At 72.0% G+C, this 18,670-nt stretch carries 16 protein-coding genes and 4 pseudogenes; 8 read left to right on the top strand and 12 right to left on the bottom strand.

The genetic code is table 11. The features are described from left to right. Window positions 1-13: 13 nt before the first annotated feature. A complete protein-coding gene (locus tag AB0O36_RS04055; RefSeq protein ID WP_365103696.1) occupies window positions 14-688 on the top strand; it encodes a hypothetical protein in 675 nt (224 codons plus the stop codon). Window positions 689-797: 109 nt separating this feature from the next. Here the strand turns inward: AB0O36_RS04055 and AB0O36_RS04050 are convergent, their stop codons facing one another. Both AB0O36_RS04050 and AB0O36_RS04045 read right to left on the bottom strand, forming a co-directional pair. Continuing rightward, a complete protein-coding gene (locus AB0O36_RS04050; RefSeq protein WP_365103693.1) occupies window positions 798-3,248 on the bottom strand; it encodes an excinuclease ABC subunit UvrA in 2,451 nt (816 codons plus the stop codon). Window positions 3,249-3,309: 61 nt separating this feature from the next. Next, a complete protein-coding gene (locus AB0O36_RS04045; protein ID WP_365103690.1) occupies window positions 3,310-4,419 on the bottom strand; it encodes an MsnO8 family LLM class oxidoreductase in 1,110 nt (369 codons plus the stop codon). A 117-nt stretch (window positions 4,420-4,536) separates the two neighbouring features. Between AB0O36_RS04045 and AB0O36_RS04040 the strand changes: the two genes are divergently transcribed. Then, window positions 4,537-5,034, top strand: coding sequence for an HAD family acid phosphatase (locus AB0O36_RS04040; RefSeq protein ID WP_365103687.1), 498 nt, complete (start codon window positions 4,537-4,539; stop codon window positions 5,032-5,034). A 35-nt stretch (window positions 5,035-5,069) separates the two neighbouring features. On the opposite strand, the gene AB0O36_RS04035 is transcribed toward AB0O36_RS04040, so the two are convergent. After that, entirely contained in the window at window positions 5,070-5,285 is a 216-nt protein-coding gene (locus tag AB0O36_RS04035) for a dodecin (protein ID WP_365103684.1), read from the bottom strand. Between the two features lie 160 nt (window positions 5,286-5,445). Here AB0O36_RS04035 and AB0O36_RS04030 point away from each other — a divergent pair, with 160 nt between their 5' ends. The 3 genes and pseudogenes from AB0O36_RS04030 to AB0O36_RS04020 form a co-directional block, all read left to right on the top strand. Further along, window positions 5,446-6,708: an extracellular solute-binding protein gene (locus tag AB0O36_RS04030; RefSeq protein WP_365103682.1), complete on the top strand. Its 1,263-nt coding sequence runs from the start codon at window positions 5,446-5,448 to the stop codon at window positions 6,706-6,708. A gap of 183 nt (window positions 6,709-6,891) precedes the next feature. Further along, window positions 6,892-7,665, top strand: coding sequence for a GNAT family N-acyltransferase (locus AB0O36_RS04025; protein WP_365103679.1), 774 nt, complete (start codon window positions 6,892-6,894; stop codon window positions 7,663-7,665). Continuing rightward, window positions 7,662-8,234 (top strand): annotated as a pseudogene (locus tag AB0O36_RS04020) (lysophospholipid acyltransferase family protein); the annotation flags it as partial. The gene AB0O36_RS04025 and the pseudogene AB0O36_RS04020, both read left to right, overlap by 4 nt. Window positions 8,235-8,470: 236 nt before the next feature. On the opposite strand, the gene egtD reads toward AB0O36_RS04020, so the two are convergent. From egtD to egtA, 4 genes and pseudogenes are all read right to left on the bottom strand, one after another. Beyond that, window positions 8,471-9,463, bottom strand: a complete 993-nt coding sequence (egtD, locus tag AB0O36_RS04015) for an L-histidine N(alpha)-methyltransferase (RefSeq protein ID WP_365103676.1) — start codon at window positions 9,461-9,463, stop codon at window positions 8,471-8,473. A 173-nt stretch (window positions 9,464-9,636) separates the two neighbouring features. Next, window positions 9,637-10,395 (bottom strand): annotated as a pseudogene (gene egtC / locus AB0O36_RS04010) (ergothioneine biosynthesis protein EgtC); the annotation flags it as partial. Next, window positions 10,395-11,753 (bottom strand): ergothioneine biosynthesis protein EgtB, encoded by a 1,359-nt coding sequence (gene egtB / locus AB0O36_RS04005; protein WP_365103972.1) that lies wholly within the window; start codon window positions 11,751-11,753, stop codon window positions 10,395-10,397. The gene egtB and the pseudogene egtC, both read right to left, overlap by 1 nt. Window positions 11,754-11,788: 35 nt before the next feature. After that, entirely contained in the window at window positions 11,789-13,297 is a 1,509-nt protein-coding gene (egtA, locus tag AB0O36_RS04000) for an ergothioneine biosynthesis glutamate--cysteine ligase EgtA (RefSeq protein ID WP_365103673.1), read from the bottom strand. A gap of 151 nt (window positions 13,298-13,448) precedes the next feature. Here egtA and AB0O36_RS03995 point away from each other — a divergent pair, with 151 nt between their 5' ends. Further along, entirely contained in the window at window positions 13,449-14,264 is an 816-nt protein-coding gene (locus AB0O36_RS03995) for a TIGR02452 family protein (RefSeq protein WP_365103670.1), read from the top strand. Window positions 14,265-14,397: 133 nt separating this feature from the next. Here AB0O36_RS03995 and AB0O36_RS03990 read toward each other — a convergent pair whose 3' ends face one another. Further along, a complete protein-coding gene (locus AB0O36_RS03990; protein ID WP_365103668.1) occupies window positions 14,398-14,967 on the bottom strand; it encodes a GNAT family N-acetyltransferase in 570 nt (189 codons plus the stop codon). Between the two features lie 115 nt (window positions 14,968-15,082). Continuing rightward, window positions 15,083-15,256 (bottom strand): annotated as a pseudogene (locus tag AB0O36_RS03985) (transposase); the annotation flags it as partial. Window positions 15,257-15,258: 2 nt separating this feature from the next. Here AB0O36_RS03985 and AB0O36_RS03980 point away from each other — a divergent pair. Together AB0O36_RS03980 and AB0O36_RS03975 are read left to right on the top strand one after the other, a co-directional pair. Beyond that, window positions 15,259-15,483, top strand: a pseudogene (locus AB0O36_RS03980) (type II toxin-antitoxin system PemK/MazF family toxin); the annotation flags it as partial. Between the two features lie 10 nt (window positions 15,484-15,493). After that, complete coding sequence (locus tag AB0O36_RS03975; RefSeq protein WP_365103665.1) at window positions 15,494-15,904, top strand: ASCH domain-containing protein; 411 nt, start codon at window positions 15,494-15,496, stop codon at window positions 15,902-15,904. A 127-nt stretch (window positions 15,905-16,031) separates the two neighbouring features. Here the strand turns inward: AB0O36_RS03975 and AB0O36_RS03970 are convergent, their stop codons facing one another. The 3 genes from AB0O36_RS03970 to AB0O36_RS03960 form a co-directional block, all read right to left on the bottom strand. Beyond that, window positions 16,032-16,487 carry a type II toxin-antitoxin system PemK/MazF family toxin gene (locus tag AB0O36_RS03970; RefSeq protein ID WP_365103662.1) on the bottom strand — a complete coding sequence of 152 codons (456 nt, stop codon included), beginning with the start codon at window positions 16,485-16,487 and terminating at the stop codon, window positions 16,032-16,034. 893 nt (window positions 16,488-17,380) lie between these two features. Next, a complete protein-coding gene (locus tag AB0O36_RS03965) occupies window positions 17,381-17,749 on the bottom strand; it encodes a hypothetical protein (RefSeq protein WP_365103660.1) in 369 nt (122 codons plus the stop codon). Window positions 17,750-17,862: 113 nt separating this feature from the next. Further along, window positions 17,863-18,489, bottom strand: a complete 627-nt coding sequence (locus AB0O36_RS03960) for a DUF1707 domain-containing protein (RefSeq protein WP_365103657.1) — start codon at window positions 18,487-18,489, stop codon at window positions 17,863-17,865. Window positions 18,490-18,670: the final 181 nt, after the last annotated feature.

The raw sequence follows: 18,670 nt of genomic DNA, 5'->3' as shown, positions 1-18,670 counted from the left end.
GACAGTGTCGCCCATGGCACCGAAGGCACCCATGGCACCCGGGGCACCGAAGGCCCCCACGCGCAGAACCGTCCTCGCGGCGGGGATCGCGGGCATCACGGCCGTCCCGGCGCTGGCCGGCCTCACGGGCTGCTCCGCCGAGGAGCCCCGGCCAGGCCCGGCCGCCGGGCCGCAGGCGGCCGCCGACACGCTGGTCATGCTGATCCGGCACGGGGAGCGCCCGTACCCGGGCGACGTGGGAGAGGACGACGAGGGCAACGACGACCCCGGCTCGCTGGCGGGCCGCGGCCGGCGCCGGGCCGAGGCCCTGCCGGCCCTGTTCGCCCCGTCGGCCCGGGTCCCGCTGCCCCGTCCCGCGTCCCTGTTCGTCTGCGGCGGGCCCGCCGCCCGCTCCCGGCAGACGGTGGCCCCGCTGGCCGGCGCGCTCCACCTGCCGCTCCGGGACCGGATCGCGGTCGGCAAGGAGGCCGCGCTGGCCCGTGCCGTCCTCGCCGCCCCGGCACCGGTCCTGATCTGCTGGGAACACCACGGCTTCCCCCGGCTGATCCAGGCGCTCGGCGCCGCCGGCGCGCCCGGCCTCCCCGCCGCCTGGCCGGACCGCTACGACCTGGTCTGGCTGCTCGACCGGCACCGCGGCACCTGGGCCTTCCGCGAACAGGGCCAGCACCTGCTGCCCGGCGACGTCTGACCGGACGGGCACCCCCTCCGCACACGCATGACGTCCGTAGTCGTCTGCGACGACGAAGCCTTCACGGAGCAGGCCGGAGCGCTCGACGACCCGCACGGCCGGGCCGACTTCAACGGCGGTCCGCCCCCAGTACCCGCGCCAGATACGCCGCCGTACGGCTGCCCTCCGTACGCGCCACCTCCGCCGGCGGCCCCGCCGCCACCACCCGGCCGCCCGCAGCCCCGCCGCCCGGCCCCAGGTCGACCACCCAGTCCGCGCCCGCCACCACCGCCATGTCGTGCTCCACGACCACCACCGTGTGCCCCGCGTCCACCAGCCCGTGCAGCTGCCGCAGCAGCACCTCCACATCGGCCGGGTGCAGCCCGGTCGTCGGCTCGTCCAGCAGGTACAGCGTGTGGTCCCCCCGCAGCCGCTGGAGCTCCGTCGCCAGCTTGATCCGCTGGGCCTCGCCGCCCGACAGCTCGGTCGCGGGCTGCCCCAGCCGCAGGTACCCCAGCCCGATCTCCGCCAGCGCCCCCAGGCTGCGCGCCGCCGCCGGCACGTCGGCGAAGAACCCGGCCGCCGACTCCACGGTCAGCCCCAGCACTTCGGCGATGTTCAGCCCCCGGTACCGCACCCGCAGCGTCTCCTCGTTGTAGCGGGCTCCCGTGCAGACCGGACAGGGGGCGTACGTGCTCGGCAGGAACAGCAGCTCCACCGACACGAAGCCCTCGCCCTGGCACTCCTCGCACCGCCCGCCGGCCACGTTGAACGAGAACCGCCCCGCCTTCCAGCCGCGCGCCCGCGCCTCCTCGCCCGCCGCGAACAGCCTCCGCACCACGTCGAACAGCCCGGTGTACGTCGCCAGGTTGGAGCGCGGGGTCCGGCCGATCGGCTTCTGGTCCACTTCCACCAGCCGCCGTACCGCGAACTCCTCCTCCGCCGCGATCCGTTCCCGTACGGCGTCCGCCAACGCCCCGCCGACCAGCGTGGACTTGCCCGACCCGGAGACTCCCGTCACCGCCGTGAACACCCCCAGCGGGAACTCCGCCGACAGGTCCCGCAGATTGTTCCGGCTGACCCCGGACAACCGCACCGACGGACCCGTCCCGCCCCGCACCGGCCGCGGCTCGCGCGCCGACCCGTCCGCAGCGAAGAGGTACCGGGCCGTCGCCGACTCCGGTACGCCGGCCAGTGCGGCCGGCGGCCCGCTGTGCAGCACCCGCCCCCCGTGTTCCCCGGCCAGCGGGCCGACGTCCACCAGCCAGTCGGCGTGCCGCACCACGTCCAGGTGGTGCTCCACCACGAACACGGTGTTCCCGGCGGCCTTCAGCCCGTCCAGCACGCCCAGCAGCGCCTCGGTGTCGGCCGGGTGCAGACCGGCGGAGGGCTCGTCCAGCACGTACACCACCCCGAACAGCCCGGACCGCAGCTGCGTGGCCAGCCGCAGCCGCTGCAGCTCGCCCGCGGACAGGCTGGGCGCGGTCCGGTCCAGGCTGAGGTACCCCAGCCCCAGCTCGACCACGGCTCCGATCCGCGACCGCAGGTCCGCCGCGAGGACCCGGGCCGCCTCGTGTCCGCCGGACACCGCGGACGCCCCGCCGGCACCCGGCGGTTCGTCACCCGCCCCCTCGGCCAGTACGCCGTCCAGGTCGGTCAGCGGCAGCGCGGCCAGCTCGGCGATGGTGCGCCCGGCGAAGGTGACGGCGAGTGCCTCCGGCCGCAGCCGCGCACCCCGGCAGGCCGGACAGGGCGCATCGGTGAGGAACTTCTCCGCCCGGGCCCGCAGGGTGGCGCTCTTGCTGTCGGCGAAGGTCCGCATCACCCAGCGGTGCGCACTCATGTACGTGCCCTGGTAGGGGCGTTGGATCCGGTCCGCGTCACGCACCGGGTGCACGGTGACCACGGGCTGTTCCTCGGTGAACAGGATCCACTCCCGTTCCGCGGCCGGCAGCTCCCGCCAGGGCCGGTCGACGTCGTGCCCCAGCGCCTCCAGGACGTCCCGGAGGTTCTTCCCCTGCCAGGCACCCGGCCAGGCGGCGATCGCTCCCTGACGGATCGACAGATTCGGATCCGGCACCAGCAGTTCCTCGCCGGTCCGGTGGATCCTGCCGATCCCCTGACAGGACGGGCAGGCCCCGGCGGCCGTGTTCGGCGAGAAGGCGTCCGAATCCAGCCGCCCGGCCCCGGGCGGATGGCTGCCGGCGCGGGAGAACAGCATGCGGAGCGAATTGGACAGCAGGGTGACCGTCCCCACCGACGACCGCGCCCCGGGAGCGGACCGCCGCTGTTCCAGGGAGACGGCGGGCGGCAGCCCACTGATCGAGTCCACCTTCGGCGCGCCGATCTGGTGGATCAGCCGCCGGGCGTAGGGGGCCACCGATTCGAAGTAGCGGCGCTGCGCCTCGGCGTAGACCGTACCGAAGGCGAGTGAGGACTTCCCCGATCCGGAGACCCCGGTGAACACCGTGAGTGCGTTACGCGGGATGTCCACATTCACCGCGCGCAGATTGTGCTCCCGGGCTCCCCGCACCCGAATGCAGGAGTCGGGGGTGGCGTACGAGTCGGCGTTCTGCTCCATTCGCCCCAGTTTAGGGGGCGTGCATCAACCCGCCCCGGGCGGGGGCACTCGTACGGACGAGTCACCTGCCCGGGGCGGCTGACCGCGCCCGTCCCCCCATGCGGCCTTCCGGTTCCGCAGGTGGGGCGGCCGGATCGTCGGCGGCGTCCGTGGCGCCGGGGAGTCCGGCCAGCCGGGCGAGCCGGGTGAAGGATTCCACCAGTGCCTCGCGATCGTAGGAGGAGGTGGTCACCAGGAGCTCGTCGGGGGCGATCGACTCCGCCACCGCCGCGAGTTCGGCCGTGACCCGGTCCTCCGTCCCGTGGATGTGTCCGGCCAGCGCCCGCTCGTGGAACTCCCGCTCCTTCGGCGACATCTCCAGGGCCGCCACCTCCTCCGCGGGCACGAGCGGAGGGAAGCTGCCGTGGGTCCGCGAGTACGCCGCCGACCACGCCTCAGGGACCAGCAGCCGCCGGGCGTCCTCCTCGGTGGCCGCTACGGCGACCGTGCCCGAGACGATCACGTACGGCCGCTCGCAGCGGGCCGAAGGACGGAACTCGCGGCGGTAGCCGTCGACGATCTTCAGCACCCGGTCCCGGTCCCGCAGGTCGCCCACGACCAGCGGCAGCCCGGACCGCGCGGCGATGCCCGCCCCCTCACCGGTGGCCAGCACGAACGCCGGGATGCGCAGCCCCTCGGCCGGCCGGGCGTGCACCTGGGGGTGGGCCGTCTGGGTGCCGTCGATCCAGCCGAGCAGCTCCGCCAGCTGCTCCTCGAACCCGTCGGCGTCGGCCCGGTCCCGCCCGAGGGCCCGCCGGATGCCACCGGTGAAGCCCACCGACCGGCCCAGCCCCATGTCGATCCGGCCCGGGAACAGGGACTCCAGCACCCCGAACTGCTCGGCCACCACCATCGGCTGGTGGTTCGGCAGCATCACCCCGCCCGTGCCGACCCGGATCCGCCCGGTGGCCGCGGCCACCGCGGCGGCCAGCACGGTCGGCGCCGACCCCGCCACGCCCGGCACGCTGTGGTGCTCGGAGACCCAGAACCGGTGGTACCCGAGTGCCTCGGCCCGCCGGGCCAGGTCCACCGTGTCGCGCAGCGCAGCGGGCCCGTCCGAGCCCTGGCGGATACGGGACCGGTCGAGGATCGAGAGCTTCGGTATCGGGGGCGTCTGCGGTGCGGTGGTCATACGCATCTCAACACCGGGCGGCTGCCGGGATTCCCGCCGGTGCCCGTGTCCGGGTGCGCGTGCCCGTGGACCCGGACACGGGCGGCCGGCGTCACCCCCAGGCCCTACGCTGCACACATGAGCGATTCCAGCCGCAGCCGGCGTCCGCTGGCCGTCTTCGACATCGACAACACCCTGGCCGACACCGCGCACCGGCAGCACTGCCTGGAGCGGCGTCCGCGGGACTGGAAGGGCTTCTTCCGTGCGGCCCCGGCAGACCCGCCGCTGGACCGCGGAGTGGCCCTGGCCCTGGAGGCGGACGCCGAGTGCGAGGTCGTGTACCTGACCGGGCGCCCCGAGCACTGCCGGGCCGACACCCTGGACTGGCTCACCCGGCACGGGCTGCCGGAGGGGCAGTTGTGGATGCGCGGGAACTCGGACCGCAGGCCCGCCCGCATGACCAAGGTGGAGACGTTGCAGCGGATCGCCCGCGGGCGCGAGGTGAAGGTGCTCGTCGACGATGACGAGCTGGTCTGCCAGGCGGTCCGGGCGGCCGGATTCCCGGTCCTGCTCGCCGACTGGGCCGCCAAGGCCCCGGAACTGAGGCTGGCGCAGGAGGGCGCGGGCCGCACCTGACGAGGCGCGGCCCCGTGCCCGGCCCGCGGGGTCGCTCAGTCCTCGCCCTCCAGACGGAAGCCGACCTTCAGTCCCACCTGGTAGTGCGCGATCTGGCCGTTCTCGATGTGCCCGCGCACCTGAACCACCTCGAACCAGTCGAGATTCCTCAGCGTCTGCCCCGCCCGGGTGACCCCGTTGCGGATGGCCTGGTCGATGCCCTCGGTCGAGGTCCCGACGATCTCGGTCACGCGGTAGGTGTGGTTCGACATGTGTTCTCCACGGTGTGAGCGATGCCTTGTTCCACCGTGCCCCAGTAAGGGCGGCTCCGCGATATTTGCGAAGAGAATCCCCGGCGTCAGGCCCTTGATCCGGCCACATGGTCTATGCCAATTTCGAGCCAGCTTTGGTACAGACCAGAAGGTGACCTTCGTGAAGAGACGCTTCCTCGCCGTGTGCGCAGCCATCGTCGTGGCGACTGCCGTGACCGCATGCGGAGCCCTGCCCGGATCGGACGAGGAGTCCGGAGGGGTGACGCTCTGGCTGATGAAGGGCAGCGCCTCGGACTCGTTCATCAAGAAGTTCACCGACAGCTTCGAGGCCGAGCATCCGGGCGTGGACCTGGAGGTGAAGATCCAGGAGTGGACCGGCATCGGGGACAAGGTCAACGGCGTCCTCAAGGGCACCGCCACCGAGCGCGCCGACGTCATCGAGGTCGGCAACACCCAGGTCGCCCAGTACATCGAGACGGGCGGACTCTCCGAGCTCACCCTCGAAGGGCTGCGCGAATGGGGCAGCCGGGACTGGCTCAAGGGCCTCGCCGACCCCGGCAGCATCAACGGCGCCCAGTACGGGATCCCCTGGTACGCCGCAAACCGGGTGGTCATCTACAACAAGGACCTGTTCGAGAAGGCGGGGATCAAGAACCCGCCGAAGAACCGCCAGGAATGGCTGGCCGCCACCCAGAAGCTGGACAAGGGCGACCGCCAGGGCATCTACCTCCCCGGCCAGAACTGGTACGTCCTCGCCGGGTTCATCTGGGACGAGGGCGGCGAACTCGCCGTCGAGGGCAACGGCGTGTGGACCGGGAGCCTCGGCACCCCGCAGGCGCTGGCCGCCATGGACTTCTACAAGGAACTGCACGCCCTCGGCGACGGCCCGGCCGGTGCCGACGAGGAGACGCCCCCGCAGGCCGAGGTCTTCGCCCGCGGCCAGGTGGCCCAGATCATCGCCCCGCCCGGCCAGGCCGCCCAGATCGAATCCCTCAACCCCGCGCTCAAGGGCCGGCTCGGCTACTTCCCGATCCCCGGGAAGACCTCCGACAAGCCCGGTGCCGTACTCACCGGCGGCTCCGACCTGATCATCCCGGAGAACACCGCGAACCGGAAGCTAGCCGTGGACGTGATCACCGCCCTGGTCAGCGAGAGGTGGCAGACCGAGCTCGCCCGGACGATGAGCTACGTGCCGAACAAACCCTCCCTCGCCCACGCCGTCCAGGGCAACGAGGGGGCCGCCGCCATGACCGCCGGAGCCGCGCAGGGCCGGGCCACCCCGAAGTCCGGCCGCTGGGCCGAGGTCGAGGCCAAGAACCCGATCAAGCCGTACATGAGCGCCGTACTCTCGGGACAGGACGCGAAGCAGGCCGCCGGGGCGGCGTCCGACACGATCAGCAAGGTCCTCAGCTCCGACCGCTGACGCCCGCTGACCCCGCCGACGCTGCGGCCCGACGCTGCCCCGGGCCACCGATTCCCGGCATTCAGCGTCCGCACATCCAACTGCCGCTGCGAGGTCACGTCGAATCCAGCCGGTCACGGAAAAAGTAAGGAGAGCCAGGCCAGACCGCCGGCCTGGCTCTCCGCGTCCGGACCAGGAGCCCCCATGACCATCGCCCCCCTGTCCCCAGTCCAGCCGCTCGCCCCCACGACCCCCGGCTACACCGTGCGCCTCGCCCGCGACGAGTCCGAGGTGCGCGCCGCCCAGCGGCTGCGCCACCAGGTCTTCGCCGGCGAGCTCGGCGCCCGGCTCGACGGCCCCGAGCCGGGCCTCGACATCGATGCCTTCGACGCCTACTGCGACCACCTGCTCGTCATCGAGCAGGAGACCGAGCAGGTCGTCGGCACCTACCGGCTGCTGCCGCCGGAACGCGCCGCCATCGCCGGCCGCCTCTACTCCGACGGCGAATTCGACCTCTCGGCACTCGACCCCATCCGCCCCGACCTGGTCGAGGTCGGCCGCTCCTGCGTCCACCCCGCCCACCGCAACGGCGCCGTCATCGCCCTGATCTGGGCCGGACTGGCCCGCTACATGGACCGCACCGGCCACAACTGGCTGGCCGGCTGCTGCTCCGTACCGCTCGACGACGGAGGCGTGCTCGCCGCCGCCACCCGCGACACCGTCCTGGCCCGCAACCTCGCCCCCGAGGAGTACCGGGTATCCCCGCACCGTCCCTGGACCCCCGAAGGGATCACCTTCCCCGACCGGGTCGAGCTGCCCCCGCTGCTCCGCGGCTACCTCCGGCTCGGCGCCTGGGTCTGCGGTGAACCCGCCCTCGACGTCGACTTCGGCTGCGCCGACCTCTACGTCCTGCTCTCCCTGCGCCGGACCAACCCCCGCTACCTCAAGCACTTCCTCTCCCTCGTGCCCTCCGCATGAGCGTCTGGCTCCCCACCGCCCCCTGCACCCCCGCGGCCTGCGCCACGCACACCGGCCGGGCCGCGGCCGTACCGCGCGCCCTGCTCAGGCTCGCCGCGGCCCTCGCCCTGGTCCTGCTCGGGATACTCGGCGGCCCGCCGGTCCGGATGCTCCCGCCCCGCACCCGCCACGCGGTCACCCGCACCTGGTGCACCGCACTCATCCGGGCCTTCGGCATCCGCGTCACCGTCCACGGCAGCACCGGGCCCGAGGGCGCCCGGCTGCTCGTCGCCAACCACATCTCCTGGCTGGACATCCCGCTGGTCGCCGCCGCCGTGCCCAGCCGGATGCTCGCCAAGAGCGAGATCGGCCGCTGGCCCGTCATGGGCCGCCTCGCCGCGCAGGCCGGCACCCTGTTCATCGAACGCGACCGGATCCGCTCCCTCCCCGACACCGTCGCCACCCTCGGCCGCGCCCTCCTCGCCGGCGACCGGGTCACCGTGTTCCCCGAGGGCAGCACCTGGTGCGGCCGCGCCCAGGGACACTTCCGCCGGGCCGCCTTCCAGGCCGCCCTCGACGCCCGGGCCCCCGTACAGCCCCTCCACCTCGCCTACACGCTGCCCGACGGACGCCCGGCCACCGCACCCGCCTTCGTCGGGGACGACCCGCTCACCGCATCCCTCTGGCGCATCCTGCGGGCCCGCGGGATCCGCGCCGAGGTCACCCTCCTGCCCCGGATCCCACCCGGACGGCACCCCGACCGGCGGTCCCTGGCCGCGGCCGCACAGGCCGCGGTGGGGACCGCCGCGGGGGTGCCCTTCGTCCCCTATCCCGCTCCGGAGCCGACCGGTCCCGCGCCGTGGGCCACCGACAGCGACAGCGCGAACCTGCCCGCCGCATCCGTCCACCACTGGACCAACTCCAGCCCGGCAGTGGCAAGTTCCTTCTGAACGCCCTCGCGGCGGAACTTCGCCGAGACCTCCGTCAGGATCTCCTCACCCGCCTCGAACGGCACCACCAGGTCCAGGGCCCGGATCTTCACCGCCAGCTCGGACCGGGCCCGCAACCGCATCTCGATCCACTCCTCCTCCCGGTTCCACACCGCCACGTGGTCGAAGTCGCCCGGCCGGAAGTCCGCGTCCAGCTCCCGGTCGATCACCGCCAGCACGTTCCGGTTGAACTCGGCCGTCACCCCCTGGGCGTCGTCGTACGCCGCCACCAGCACGGACCCCTCCTTCACCAGGTCCGTACCCATCAGCAGCGCGTCACCGGGCGAGAGCATCGCCCGTACCGCCTTCAGGAACACCGCCCGCTCCGGCGGCAGCAGATTGCCGATCGTGCCCCCCAGGAACACCACCAGCCGCGGAGCGGGGGTGTCCGGCAACCGCAGCGGCTTGGTGAAGTCCGCCAGCAGCGCGTGCACCCGCAGCCCCGGATGCTCCGCCAGCAGCGCGTGGGCCGCCCCGGTCAGGGCGCTCTCGCTCACGTCCACCGGTACGTACGCCTCCAGCGCGGGCAGCGCGTCGATGAGGTGCCGGGTCTTCTCCGAAGACCCCGATCCCAGCTCCACCAGCGTCCGCGCACCGGTCACCGCGGCGATCTCCTGGGCCCGCTCCAGCAGGATCTCCCGCTCCGCACGCGTCGGGTAGTACTCCGGCAACCGGGTGATCTCCTCGAAGAGTTCACTGCCCCGGGCGTCGTAGAACCACTTGGGCGGCAGCACCTTGGGGAAACGCGTGAGACCGTGCAGCACGTCCTCGCGCAACGCCCGGTCCGCGGCGTGCTCGTCCAGCGTGCGGGTCAACTCGAAGTCGTTCACAGGCCGTTCTCCTCGTGCTCCTGGATGGACTCGTGCGGCTGGACGGGCTCCTGCGGCCGGAGGCGCTCCTGCGGTTCGGTGGGCTCGCGAGACTGCACGGGCTCGTGCCGTCGGACGGGCTCGCGCTGCCGCGTGGACTCGTGCTCCTGGAGCGGTACGAGCGGAGCCACCGGCAGCGGGACCGTCACCACCCGGGTCCGGGTGGCGGTCAGCACGCTCCGCTCCGGCACCTCGACCCAGCGCGGATCGTCGTCGTACGGTTCGGACGCCACCACCGTCCGGCCGCCCCCCACTGCCTCCGGCTCGGCCAGGTACCACAGGGAGTCCCCGCAGGCCGTGGCCGCGATCGACGTCCCGTCGGTCAGCAGCAGGTTCAGCCGAGAACCGGGCGCGGCCGCCCACAGCTCGCCCACCGCGCCCGCCAGTGCGTCGCCCAGGCCCTCACCCGCCCGCAGCCGGCGCAGCACCAGCGCCCACACGAACGCCGAATCCGACCGCGCCGCCAGCGACAACAACTCGCCCGGCGGCAGCCCGGCAGCCGGACCCGCCGGGCGTGCGAGCGCCTCCGGCCAGTCCCGCAGCACCCCGTTGTGGCTGAACAGCCACGGGCCGTCCGCGAAAGGCGCCGCGGCCGCCTCCCCGTCCGAGGAAGGGTGCGTGGCATCGCGTACGGCGGCCAGCACGGCCTGGCTGCGCACCACCCGGACCAGGTCGGCGAAGGCCGCGTCGCCCCACACGGGTTTCCCGCGCCGGTAGCGGGCCGGCACCGGATCGCCGTCCGCGTACCAGCCGAGCCCGAACCCGTCGGCGTTGACGGTGCCGTGCTGCTGCCGGCGCGGCTCCCACGCCTGCCGCACCAGTGAGTGCTCGGGGTCGGTGAGCAGCTTTCCGAGGCGCACGGCCGGTCCGACGTAGGCCAGATGACGGCACATCAGACGTCCCTCGCGGTGCGGAAGCCGGAGAAGATCTGCCGCCGGACCGGCAGGTCCCAGTTGCGGAACGTGCCCCGGCAGGCCACCGGGGCCACGGCGAAGGAACCCCCGCGCAGCACCTTGTGCGCGGACCCGAAGAACACCTCCGAGTACTCCCGGTACGGGAACGCCCGGAAACCGGGGTACGGCAGGAAGTCGCTCGACGTCCACTCCCACACGTCACCGATCAGCTGCCGCACCCCGAGCGGGGACGAACCCGCCGGGTAGCTGCCCACCGGGGCCGGACGCAGGTGCCGTTGGCCCAGATTGGCGTGCTCGGGGGTGGGCGGGGAATCCCCCCACGGATAGCGGGTGGACCGCCCGCTCACCGGGTCGTAGCGGGCCGCCTTCTCCCACTCGGCCTCGGTGGGCAGCCGCCGCCCGGCCCACCGGGCCCAGGCGTCCGCCTCGTACCAGCTGACGTGCAGCACCGGCTCGTCCGGCGGAACCGGCTCGGTCACCCCGAACCGTCGCCGCAGCCACTGCCCGGCCTCCTGGTGCCAGAACAGCGGGGCGCCGATGTCGTTCCTGCGGATCTGTTCCCAGCCCTCGGGGGCCCACCAGCGGGGCTCGCCGTACCCGCCGTCCTCGATGAACGCCTGGAACGCGGCATTGGTGACCGGGACGGTGTCGATGTGGAACGCGCCGGTCTGCCGCCGGTGCGCCGGCCGCTCGTTGTCCAGCGACCAGGGCTCGGCGGTCGCCGACGTGCCCATGCTGAACGGGCCCGACGGTACGAGGACTTCGGGAACCGGCGGGGGCTCGTACGGTGCCTCGGAGGCGGGGTCGGGCGCCGTGAGGACGGCCGGGCCCTTGCGGAGCTGATGGGTGATCAGCATCGTTTCGTCGTGCTGCTGTTCGTGCTGCGCGATCATCCCGAACGCGAACCCGTCGGCGAGCAGCCCGGTTCCGGCGCCCCCGTCCAGCGGGGTCCGCTCCAGCAGGTCGAAGACCCGGCCGCGCACCTCGGCGGCGTACGAGCGGGCGTCGGCGGGACCGAGCAGGGGCAGGTTCGGGCGGTCGGCACGGGGGTGTGCGAAGGCGTCGTAGAGCGGGTCGATCTCGGGCCGTATGGGCTCCCGGCCGCCCACCCGGCGCAGCAGCCAGAGCTCCTCCTGGTTGCCGATGTGGGCGAGGTCCCAGACGAGGGGGGACATCAGGGGCGAGTGCTGTGCGGTCAGCTCGGCGTCGGTGACGGCATCGGTGAGCTCGGCGGTCCGGGCCCGGGCGGCGGTGAGCTCGGCGAGGGCTTGGTCGCGGAGGGGGGTGAGGTCGGGGGTGGGGGGCGTGGGGGTGGGCGCGGGGGCGGTGGGGGCTATCGGTGCTGTGGGGGGGTTGGGATGGTTCCTCGTGCTCACTGGTGCGGATCCTTCCCGGGAAGCGGGGCCGGTGCTGTCTGTGCCGTCTCTGCCGTCTCTGCCGTCTGCGCAGTTTGCGCCGTCTGCGCTCGCGCGCGCCTTGCCGGTCGCTGCGGATCGTCGGCGGGGCAGCGGCCCCGGAGGACGTACCGCTCGTTGAACCCGCCTACGGCGTCCAGCACCTCGCGGGAGGCGCCGAGCCGGGGCAGCGCTTCGGCCGCGGCGCGGAAGCAGGTGACGGCCGCGTTCCGCAGCTCGGGGGCGGCAGCGGGGCCGCGGCGGGCCGCCGCTGTCCAGAGTGGATTGCAGGGCGCGGGGTGTGGTCCGTACTCGTCGGCCAGCCCCTTCACCGCACGGTAAGCCGTCTCGGCGGCCTCCGGGTCGTCGAACAGCGCGTGCACCACCGCTGTCGGGACCACCCAGCCGTCGTCCCCGGGCTGCGCGTCGATCATGCGCAGCTCCAGGTGTCCGCGCGGCCTGACCGGGGGGAACAACGTGGTCAGGTGGTAGTGCAGGTCCTCCGCCGTGGGCGGGCGCGGTCCGCCGCCGCGCAGCCATTCGCGGAAGGTGAGGCCCTTCGGGACGGTCCAGGGGGCGGTGTCGGCCCTGTGTCCGTCGTGGTCGTCATCGTCGTGGTCACGGTGCTCGCCGGTGGGTCGTACGCACATCACGTCGGTGTCCAGCGCGTGCGCGGTCCAGGCCGTACGGGGCTCCGGGTCCAGCGGAGGGGCCAGGGTGCGGCGCGGGTCCAGATCGCCCCACACGCCCTGGCGGGAGCACCGCCAGCCGGCGTACCGGCCTTCGGGGGCGGGGGAGTTGGCGAACGCGGCCACCAGGACCGCGCCGAGCAGGTGCGCCATCCGCCAGCGCCGCCCGTAACCGAGCGGGCCCGGTTCGTCGTATCCCGCGTCCACGCAGACCTGTACGGAGGCGGAGCCGCACATCATGGCGCGGCCACCCGGGCCGGTGCGGTCGAGGTAGGCCTCCATGGCGTCGTAGCGCGGAGCCCCGCGGAGCAGCCGGCGGAGGGGGCGGCGGGCGTCGCGGCCGCTGCCGTGGAGGAAGAGCCCCCGTTCGCCGAGCAGGGACCGGACGGCGGCCAGATCGGCCTGGAGGCCGTCCACGCATTCGGTGAGCGAGGCGGCGGGGGCGGAGCTGAGTTCGAGCTGGCCGCCGGGCTCCACGGTGAAGCGGGAGCGGAGCGGCAGTGCGCGCCCGGCGTCCAGAGCCTCGCCGAGCAGGTCCGGGTCCACCGGGCTCCCGGGGCGCTCGGCATCGAGGACGAGCCATTCGAGCTCGGCACCCAGGAGGCGGGGCGGCCCGGTCTTGAAGCAGATGCCGTGGACCAGGTCCTCGGCCTCGGGTTCGGAGATGGTGTGCCGGGGGGCCGGCGGTGCGGCGTGCGGCTGCGGGTTCGTCTCTGGCTGTGGGTGTGGGTGCGGCTTGGGCTGCGGGTGCGGGTGCGGGTGCAGCTCAGTGTGGGGTGCGGGTGAGTCCTGTGGCATGACCGGATCCTTGTCTCCCGTCGTACACCGTGAGGTCACCCGTGCCTACCCGCCCGTGTCGGGGAGCGAATCGTGTGATGTGACGATCGGACAAATAAGCGCGAGCAAATTGCGTTGCCGAGCAGTCCGTTCTGATCACAAGATTCATCACATGAGCAGCAGATTGCGTGCCATTGCGCAGGAGAACACGGAGATCGTGGCGGCCGGCCGGTACCGGACGCGATCGGGACGGGAGGTCTCCCTCGCCGCCGCCGTGGCGGAAGCCAAGGCCGGAACCAGGATATATGGGCCCGAGTCGGTCATTCCAGGCGAGAGGGCTCCGGCTGCTCCCTTCGAAACATCGGTGGAGGTCACGGGGGAGAGCAGCACGGTCGCCGCCCGGAGGCTGGCCGCCTCGGGCCCGGTGGCCGTCCTGAACTTCGCCTCGGCCCGGAATCCGGGCGGCGGCTACGTGCGCGGGGCCAAGGCCCAGGAGGAGGCGCTGTGCCGGGCGTCGGCGCTGTACGAGACGCTGCTGGAGGCCCCGGAGTACTACGAGACCCACCGCGCGGAACGCAGCACCTTCTACACCGACCGGGTGATCCACTCGCCCGGAGTCCCCGTGTTCCGGGACGATCGGGGTGAGCTGCTGGAGACCCCCTTCCGGGCGTCCTTCCTCACCTCGCCCGCTCCGAACGCGGGCACCATCCGCCGCCAGGAGCCCGGCCGTGCCGGCGAGATCCCGGCCGCCCTGTCCCGACGCGCGGAGCGCGTCCTGGAGGTGGCCGCCCTGCACGGCTACCCGCAGCTGGTGCTGGGGGCCTGGGGATGCGGGGTGTTCCGGAACGATCCGGCCGAGGTGGCCGGCGCATTCGCGGGCCTGCTGCGAGGGGAGGGGCGGTTCGCGGGCGTGTTCGAGCGGGTGGTCTTCGGGATCCTGGACCGGGATCCGGGGGTGCAGCAGGTGTTCAAACGCGCATTCGAATAGATCCGGTGAGTCCTCGGCGGCGTCGAGAGCCTCGGCATCGGCCGGCAGGCCGGCGGCCGCCGCTTCAAGGCCGGCGATCTCGGCTTCGAGGCGTTCTCCCTTTGAAGATCGCGAACAGGAGGCGGCGTCGGGCTCAACCGCCTGATCGACTGCCAAGATCCGCGGAGAGCGCCGCGTAGATGTACTCGCTGCCCCAGCGATCCCCGTCGAGGTCGTTCTCGACCAGGTGCGCCTCCCGGCGCATCCCGAGGCGCTCGCAGACCCGCACGGACCCGGTGTTCTCCACATCCAGCCGTGCGTAGAGCCGGTGCACGCCCAGCGTGTCGAAGGCAAACCCGGCGAGCGCCGCGGCCGCCTCGGTCGCGTAACCGTGCCCCTGGTGACCTGGGTCGAGGGTCCAGCCGATCTCGGCCTGGGCGGCGCGGGCATCGGCCAGGGCGAGGCTCACCTCGCCAAGGAGGCCGGGCTCATCGCGTCGGCAGACAGCGAGCGCCAGCTTGTCCCCGTCGGCGCGCCAGGCCGTCTGCGCCGCGCGCTCGGCCGCAACCTGCTCGCTGCGCTCACGCGTGTGCGCCGGCCGGTACAAGTAGCGCGCCACGCTCGGCAGGCTCTGGTAGGCGTACAGGTCGTCGGTGTCGCCGGGAGTGAACAGACGCAGCGACAACCGGGCCGTGGTCAACGGCAGCAGCGAGGCGACGTCCATGCGGACCTCCGGGACGTGGATGTGGACCGAGTCGCGGACTGATTTTCGCACCACGACTGCCCGGCAGCCACGCCTTTTCAAGAGCGCTCGGCAGCGGCACTTCACCGCGAGGCGCGGCATTCCGGCAGCGGTCCGGGTCGCACGTCCACGAGCGCGGGACGTACGGCTCGCGGTCGATCGCCGCATGTCCGCGGCGGCCTGCGTAGACGAGGTGGACAGCGACTTGCGCGTTCTCGATCCTCCCGGCCGTGGCGGTGTACTGGCGCTGGACACCGACGGTGTGCGTGCCGAGTGCTGCGGTTCGCGTTCCCGCGTCCGGGCTCTACTCCGTGCACATGGCTGACCACCGTGGCCCGGGACGACCTGATCGAGCCGGCGGGTGTGTTGTCCCCCGTGAAGCTCAGCGAGGTTGGAGAAGCCCTCCGTGCCGCTGGACAGAGGAGGGAGTGGACCCCGATGACGGCTGCCGGGTTCCACGAGATCAAAGATGCCCGCAGTCTCGAAGGACTCGAGTAGTGTCCGTTGGATGGACAGCACGATGCGTTTATCGGAAGAAGTTCTGGAGCCGGTCGAGTTCGCCCGGCGCGTTGTCGAGACGTCCGACCGGGAGCTGGGCTCGACTGCGATGCAAGCCCTGCATTTCCATCGCGCCTATCTCGATGCTGTACGCACCGGGCGGAAGACGTCCACGGTGCGGTTCCGCGACCCGGTGGAGACGGGCCCGGTGAACATGGTGTTCGAGTTGGATGACGAGGTGGTGCTGTCCGGTGTGGTCACTCGGATCACTTCCAAGAGCGTTGCCGAGCTGACCGAGGCGGACGCCATCGCCGACGGGTTCCGCGATCTTGCCGAGCTGCAAGACAGGCTGCGGTTCCACTACCCCGACATCACGTCAATCGATGACGTCAGCGTCGTTCACTTCCGTCTGGTGCTGTGACCGTCCGGGTTCGCCGCGTTGCGGCGCCGGTTGACGCCCCCCAGCCGGTCGTCGCCGACGTAGTGGCTGTGTGGTCACAGCGGTCACAGCGGTCACTGCGGTCACAGCACTGGCCGGAAGGCTGGTGCTACCGCCACCCGTAGAGCTCGCGGAGCCGGTCGACGACCAGCCCGAAACGACGGCGGTCCAACGCGCAAGCCTCCCGGCGCATGCCCGTCTCGTGGACACGCAGGACGCGATCCACGTCCACCCATGACTCCCGTCCGGCGCTGTCCCAAGGCCCGGAGCCGATGGGCACCCACTCCCGGTCGTGATCGTGCCGCTTGCTCGACAGCTGTACGGCGAGCAGCGTCGACCCGCTCGCTTCCCGGGCCACGACCAGCACGGGCCGGTCCTTGCCGCGCCCGTCGTTCTCTTCAAAGGGAACCCAGGTCCAGACGATCTCACCGGGGTCGGGATCACCGTCGTGAGCGGGAGCGTAGGAGGTCTGGACGGGCCCGATGGCCCGCGGATCGGCCTCGGTGGTGGCGTCGCGGCCGTGCCGTCCGGGAAATTCGCCGGTGGAGGGGGTGTAGGGCGTCACCCGGGCCACAGTACGCCGAAAGGGGGGGGCGGGGGTGGGGTTGCGCGGGGTGGACGGGCGGTGTGTTTCGGGCAGGGAATCGGTAGGGATTCGGGCAGGGATTCGGGCAGGGAACGGGAGCTGGGCGAGGCCGGGCATGGGTGGCCTGCTCCGCCTGGACGGCGTCACGGGGGTGCCCGGGGGCTGCCCGTCAGTCCTGATTGTCCTTCCGTGCCGGCCGTCGGCGTCAAGGGCGCTCCTTCGTCGCGTCGCCCGTTGGGCGATGGCCCGTTGGGCCACCCTTGACCCCAACGTCCGTCACGGAACGACAAGGACTGTCGGGCGGCCCCCGGGGGAATGGCATGGGGCACCGAGGATCCATCGGCTTTGGCTTCGGCGGGCACGGGCAGCGGCTGTCGCTCGGCCAGCCGCCCTCCGGGCGGGAGCCAAATCACAGTCGACGGGATGACTGCACGCCAGGACCTCCAGGGCGCGTCAAATCGCTACGTGCTCCTGCTGATCAGCGAATACGGGCCGTCAGGGGCCGGACATAGACCGCCATCGATCGCTACGTGCTCCGGCCGGACGGCGAGTGGCAGTCCGTGGCGACTGGGCGTCGTCGTGCACCACATGTTCCATCCTTCGCGTGACGACTATGACGAAATCGACTACCGGAAGCTGTGTCCGTCGGGCGCCGAGCTGATGATGTTCGTTCCCAACCCCTTTATGGTCAGGGTCCAAAGATCCCAGGCATATCACTGCAGGGACGGCCGTACATCGTGCTGAATCGACCATGGCGGTCCCGACTGCGTAGGGGAATTCCGGCCGAACGGGATGATGCCTCTCTTCGCGGCGGCCGAACTTACGGGGTCCGTGTTCATGCCCGCTCGGGCGGGCATGAACACGGGGTGCCGCTAGGACTCCAGGGCGGAGAGGACCTCTTGTACGGCGAGAACGTCCTGCTGTCGAATCATTGACCGCAGCTTCTGGTGCATTTCGAGGGTGAGCAGGTGGGCCCGTTCGGGGTTCAGGTCGAGCACCCTTCGTGCGGCGGTGACGGACTCGGCCCGCAGGGCCATTGCGATGTCGGGCTGATCGGCGAATTCCTGACGGCTGTAGTCGATGAGTGCCTCTATGAGACGAGGCAGATAAGCCAGCGGGCTTACCTGAGCGAGAACGCGGTACGCCGCAACCCGCTGACGGATCGGAAGTTCCGTCGATCCGAGAAGGGCGACCCGTGCTCGAAGAACCGCGTCGTGATTGATGTTCGCCGAGTGATCCATGACGGAGATTCTGGAATCCGGACAGGCCCCGAACAAGGCCAAACGACTGTGCCGTTCGCCCTACGAAAACGTCGCCGAACCTGTCATGATGGATACGTCATAACCCCGGTCCGTCACGGAAGGACCGGAGGCCGGCGCAGCAGCCACTGCCCGAACGACCGCCGTGGGGGCCGCACCACAACACGGCCGAAGCTCTTTCTGCCGACCAGCTCCACGCGCAAGGTGACCGGCGTACCCCAGGACGGCGCCCGGCGGACCTTCACCTTGCAGAACTCCAACTTCAGGTCATCGGTGTCGACCACGATGCCCGGCGGGGTGATCAGCGTGAGGGTTTTGCCGGACGCGTCCATGTCGATCCGCAAGGTGTCCTGAGTGATGACGGCCTGAGTGAAGTCGAGCGTCACCTCACACCACTCCGCCGCAAGCTCCAGCCTTCGCGGCACCACCCAGCGCCCCCCACGCTTGACCGTGCTGAACTTCTGCTCGATCCGGACGACGTCCTTGACCTCGGAGTCCACCGAGACGGACGGCAGATCGACAGTGAGAGGCGTGAGCTGACTGAGGGTCCGTGCCGACAGAGCAGCTTCCAGCCGCTCGTCCAACTCGTCTGCCGTCAGCAGCCCATCCCCAGCAGCGACCCGCAATACCTCCACCACCCGGTCCCGGTCCGCATGCGAGGCGCGCAACTCGGGAGATGAGGGGCCGATGGACTTCCCGATGGGCGAGATCTCTCCCGACATGCTTCCGTCCCGGTGCCGTCGACGTCTTCGCGCGATGCAGTCACCCACGCGACTGGAGCACTAACGCTATATCGCGACATGCATCCCAGCCAGTCCCACCACCCGCCCCGAAGCTCCCTTCCGAGCCCCGGACCCCCAATGGCGCCCGACGGCCCGCATCCGCCGACAGGTCGAAGCGCGT

It is taken from the genome of Streptomyces sp. NPDC089799 (assembly GCF_040684755.1).
Lineage (GTDB): Bacteria > Actinomycetota > Actinomycetes > Streptomycetales > Streptomycetaceae > Streptomyces.
The sequence above is the reverse complement of the archived record's forward strand: the minus strand, read 5'-3'. Positions and strand labels throughout refer to the sequence as shown.

Excerpts from the sequence above, each read along its gene's own strand:
- AB0O36_RS04055 (WP_365103696.1), top strand. The coding sequence starts at position 14 with ATGGCACCGAAGGCACCCATGGCACCCGGGGCACCGAAGGCCCCCACG.
- AB0O36_RS04050 (WP_365103693.1), bottom strand. The coding sequence starts at position 3,248 with ATGGAGCAGAACGCCGACTCGTACGCCACCCCCGACTCCTGCATTCGG.
- AB0O36_RS04045 (WP_365103690.1), bottom strand. The coding sequence starts at position 4,419 with ATGACCACCGCACCGCAGACGCCCCCGATACCGAAGCTCTCGATCCTC.
- AB0O36_RS04040 (WP_365103687.1), top strand. The coding sequence starts at position 4,537 with ATGAGCGATTCCAGCCGCAGCCGGCGTCCGCTGGCCGTCTTCGACATC.
- AB0O36_RS04035 (WP_365103684.1), bottom strand. The coding sequence starts at position 5,285 with ATGTCGAACCACACCTACCGCGTGACCGAGATCGTCGGGACCTCGACC.
- AB0O36_RS04025 (WP_365103679.1), top strand. The coding sequence starts at position 6,892 with ATGACCATCGCCCCCCTGTCCCCAGTCCAGCCGCTCGCCCCCACGACC.
- egtA (WP_365103673.1), bottom strand. The coding sequence starts at position 13,297 with ATGCCACAGGACTCACCCGCACCCCACACTGAGCTGCACCCGCACCCG.
- AB0O36_RS03995 (WP_365103670.1), top strand. The coding sequence starts at position 13,449 with ATGAGCAGCAGATTGCGTGCCATTGCGCAGGAGAACACGGAGATCGTG.
- AB0O36_RS03990 (WP_365103668.1), bottom strand. The coding sequence starts at position 14,967 with ATGGACGTCGCCTCGCTGCTGCCGTTGACCACGGCCCGGTTGTCGCTG.
- AB0O36_RS03975 (WP_365103665.1), top strand. The coding sequence starts at position 15,494 with ATGGACAGCACGATGCGTTTATCGGAAGAAGTTCTGGAGCCGGTCGAG.
- AB0O36_RS03965 (WP_365103660.1), bottom strand. The coding sequence starts at position 17,749 with ATGGATCACTCGGCGAACATCAATCACGACGCGGTTCTTCGAGCACGG.
- AB0O36_RS03960 (WP_365103657.1), bottom strand. The coding sequence starts at position 18,489 with ATGTCGGGAGAGATCTCGCCCATCGGGAAGTCCATCGGCCCCTCATCT.